At 71.1% G+C, this 3584-nt stretch carries 4 protein-coding genes; all 4 read right to left on the bottom strand.

The window, feature by feature from the left end; translation table 11 throughout:
• Positions 1-355 precede the first annotated feature (355 nt).
• Complete coding sequence (locus Mterra_RS19705; RefSeq protein ID WP_036219987.1) at positions 356-973, bottom strand: DUF305 domain-containing protein; 618 nt, start codon at positions 971-973, stop codon at positions 356-358.
• 75 nt (positions 974-1048) lie between these two features.
• The gene (locus tag Mterra_RS19700; RefSeq protein ID WP_027894361.1) at positions 1049-1951 is read right to left on the bottom strand and encodes a cation diffusion facilitator family transporter; all 903 of its coding nucleotides are present in this window, start codon (positions 1949-1951) and stop codon (positions 1049-1051) included.
• A gap of 126 nt (positions 1952-2077) precedes the next feature.
• Positions 2078-2587: a signal peptidase II gene (gene lspA, locus Mterra_RS19695; RefSeq protein WP_051304424.1), complete on the bottom strand. Its 510-nt coding sequence runs from the start codon at positions 2585-2587 to the stop codon at positions 2078-2080.
• An 88-nt stretch (positions 2588-2675) separates the two neighbouring features.
• The coding region (locus Mterra_RS19690; RefSeq protein ID WP_119316669.1) for an HAD-IC family P-type ATPase at positions 2676-3584 on the bottom strand (909 nt) is incomplete at its 5' end.

Below are 3584 nucleotides of genomic sequence, written 5' to 3'. Positions count from 1 at the left end.
CCGTACTACGTCGTCGCAATCAACACCCCTGACCCCGAGTGAGTCGTTCCAGTGGAACGCCCGGCCGCCGAAACAGCCCAATGTCCACCCCGCCCCCCTTCTTCCCTGGACTTGGCCCAGCTTGCCCGTTCCTGGACCCATCCCGTGTAGGAGGGCCGTCCTGGACGGGTTCGAAACCCTCGACCACGTAAAACGGCCTATAAGGCCCCCCCGAGGGGTACCCCAAGGGTTGGACGGGGATGCCCGGCCCCAAGACCCAGCCCTACCGGGTGCTGGCCCTCGTCAAGGGACGGCTCGAGCCCTTCGTGACGCTCTGAGGACACCCGGGGATCCGGGCGTTCGCCGGGGGTCCGCCTCAGTGCGGGTGCCCGGCGGCAGGGGGCGGCTCGAGCGGCTCTCCGCCCCGCTGATCGAGCAGCTGCCGCATGGACTCGATCTCTAGGGCCTGGCTGCCGGCCATCGCCGCCAGGAGCCGCCGGGCCGCGGGGTTCTGCGCCGCTTCCAGGGCCGGCCCCATCATGGCGATGGCCCCCTGGTGGTGCCGGATCATCAGCTGCAGGAAGCGGGCCTCGGCCTCGCGCCCGGTGAGCGCGGCGAAGGCCCGCATCTCTGCCTCGCTGGCCATGCCCATCTCGGCCACCTGCCGGGGGCTGAGGCCGTGGCGGAGGAGCCCCATGAGGGGGCGTCGCCACACGGGGAGCCAGGTCCTCATCTGCTCGATCTGCGACTGCTGGGTAGCGATGATGTCGGCGGCGGTAGCCTGTAGGGTGGCGTCGTCGGTGCGGCTTTGCAGCATCCGGGCCATCTCCACCGCCTGGGCGTGGTGGGGGATCATGTGCAGCGCGAAGCGGGCCTCGGAGCGCGGGGTCAGGGCGTCCCAGACGAGCGCGGCCAGGGCCGTCACCAGCGCAAGCCCTGCGAACCGGAGCCAGGGCCTGGCGCGGGTTGGATTCTTGCTCGGAAGGGTCTGCATGTTCACCTCTTAGTCGGCGCGTCTGATGAACTGTACTTCGTCCGTTGAGTGTGCCTGCATGTTTACCTCCTAGGGTTACTCCCAGCGCGGGTGGGCGTGCTCCTCGGCCGCGCGCAGGGCCGGGGTCTCCAGCTGCACCGTGACGTGCCCGATCCCGTGGCCCTCGGCCACCGCCCGGGCCAGGGGGATCACGTTGACGTCTGGGGTGTCCATCACCAAGTGCACCGAGAGGTTGTGCTCCCCGCCGGTCGTGGCCCAGACGTGCAGGTCGTGGGCCTCTTGCACGCCGGGCAGCGCCTCCAGCTCGGCCTGCAGCTTTAAAAGGTCCGCCCCCTCGGGCACCCCCTCGAGCAGGACGTTCACGCTGGCCGAGAGCAGCACCCAGGTGCGGGGCAGCACCCACAGACCGATCAGCGCCCCCAGCAGCGGGTCCACCCAGCCCCAGCCGGTGAAGAAGATCACCACCGCCCCGGCGATCACCGCCACCGAACCCAGCAGGTCGGAGAGCACCTCGAGGTAGGCTCCCCGCACGTTGAGGCTCTCCCGGCTCCCGCCCATCAGGAGGCGGGCCGCGATCAGGTTCACCGCCAGACCGCCGACGGCAACCAGGAGCATGGGCAGGCTCTGCACCTCGGCGGGCTCGCGCAGGCGCTGGTAGGCCTCGAGGAGGATGTAAAAGGCCACGACGAACAGCACCGCGGCGTTCACGGCCGCCGCCAGGATCTCGAGGCGGCGGTAGCCGAAGGTGCGCTTCGGGTCCGCCGGCCGCTGGCCTAGCCGGATCGCCAGGAGCGCGATCAGCAGCCCCATCACGTCGGTGAACATGTGGGCGGCGTCGGACAGGAGCGCCAGGCTGCCGAAGACCAGCCCGCCCACCACCTCGGCCAGCAGATAACCCCCGGTCAGGGCTAAAGCCCAGCGCAGCCGGGCTTCGGGCACCTCACGGGCGGCCTTGCCGTGCTCGTGGCCCCGGCTCATGCGCCTACCTCCCGCGCCCAACCCGTTTCCAGAGTACCGCCGCCACCGCCACCAGGGCCAGCACGGCAACGAGGAGCGTGGCATCGAGGACGGAGCGAACGGGGGCCAACGGGTTTAGCGCCAGGGCTACCGCCCATGCCGATCCTCCTTCCAGCGTACAGGACGCGCCCGCGGGACCAAGAGCAGGACAACCCCCGAGACCAGCCACACGTCGGCCAGGTTAAAGACCGGGTAGTCCTGCCCATAGAGGGACCGGGTCAGCACGGACAGGGTGTGCGAGTAGAGCATGTCCACCACCGTGCCGTCGACCAGCTGGTCCAGCCCGTTGCCCAAGGCCCCGCCCGCGATCAGCGAGAGCGCCACGCCGGCGGCTGGGGGCGGGGCCTTCCAGGCCAGGTAGCCCAGCAGGGCCAGCCCCACCCCCAGCCGGACCAGCACCAGCAACCCAGTCTGGCCCGACAGCAGCCCCCAGGCCGCGCCGGGGTTGAAGCCCAGCGCCAGCGAGAGCACCCCGGGGGCTAGCGGCTGGGGGTGGCCGGGCTCGAGGTGGCCCAGCGACCACCCCTTGAGGGCAAAGTCCAGGCCCACCCACAGCCCCACCAGGACCAGCGGGAGCCAGCGCGTGCCGCGGCTCATTCGCCCCCCTCCCCGCGGGCCGCCCGCGCCCGGGGCCCGACCAGTCGGGGGCGGCGCCGGAAGCATGGTGCAAAGCCGGCCATCAGGATCACCGGAAGCGCAGCAGCCGCAGTGAATTCAGCGTGACCAGCGCGGTGGCCCCGGTGTCGGCCAAAATGGCGGGCCACAGCCCGGTGACGCCCAGCAGGGTGGTGGCCAGGAACACCGCCTTCAGGCCCAGCGCGAAGGCGATGTTCTGCGCCACGACCCGCATCGTGCCCCGCGAGAGCCGGATCAGGTCGCTCACGCCCGTTACGGAGTTCCTGAGCAGCGCGGCGTCGGCGGTCTCGAGGGCCACGTCGGTGCCCCCTCCCATGGCGATGCCCACGTCGGCCTGGGCCAGGGCGGGCGCGTCGTTGATGCCGTCGCCCACCATCGCCACCTTCTGATTCCCCTTCTCCGCTCGCCTGAGCTCGCCGATGATGCGGAGCTTGTCCTCCGGCATCAGCTCGGCCCGCACCTCCAGGCCCAGCCCCTCGGCGATGGCCTGGCCGGTGCGGGCGTTGTCCCCGGTGAGCATCACACCCTCCACGCCCAGCTGCTTGAGCTGGCTCAAGGCCTCCCGCGCATCGGGACGGGGCTCATCGCGGATGGCGATCAAGCCCAGCAAGGCAGGAGGGTCCAGGAGCAGCACCACGGTCTTGCCCTGGAGCTCCATCGCCTCGATCTGCCCGGCCACCTCTGCGGCCAGGGGAGCGAGCTCGGCTGCGTACTTGGGCGAGCCGACCACCAGGGTTCGGCCCTGCACGATGGCTTGTGCCCCCTTGCCCTGGACGGCCTGCTGGTCGCCGGAAGGGGGCGCCGTGGCCCCCACCTCGTCGGCCTTCTCCACGATGGCTTTGGCCAGGGGGTGGGAGGAGCCCTGTTCGACCGCAGCGGCGAGGCCCAGCAGTTCGGCCTCGGAGCCTTCCAGGGCAACCACATCGATCACCCTGGGCTTGCCGGCGGTCAGGGTGCC

The organism is Calidithermus terrae (assembly GCF_003574345.1).
GTDB classification, from domain to species: domain Bacteria; phylum Deinococcota; class Deinococci; order Deinococcales; family Thermaceae; genus Calidithermus; species Calidithermus chliarophilus.
Note: the sequence above shows the minus strand (reverse complement) of the source record. Positions and strands in the feature narration are given on the sequence as shown.

What these genes read in the sequence shown, in the direction of transcription:
- Mterra_RS19705 (WP_036219987.1), bottom strand. Translation starts at nt 973, where the DNA reads ATGCAGACCCTTCCGAGCAAGAATCCAACCCGCGCCAGGCCCTGGCTC.
- Mterra_RS19700 (WP_027894361.1), bottom strand. Translation starts at nt 1,951, where the DNA reads ATGAGCCGGGGCCACGAGCACGGCAAGGCCGCCCGTGAGGTGCCCGAA.
- lspA (WP_051304424.1), bottom strand. Translation starts at nt 2,587, where the DNA reads ATGAGCCGCGGCACGCGCTGGCTCCCGCTGGTCCTGGTGGGGCTGTGG.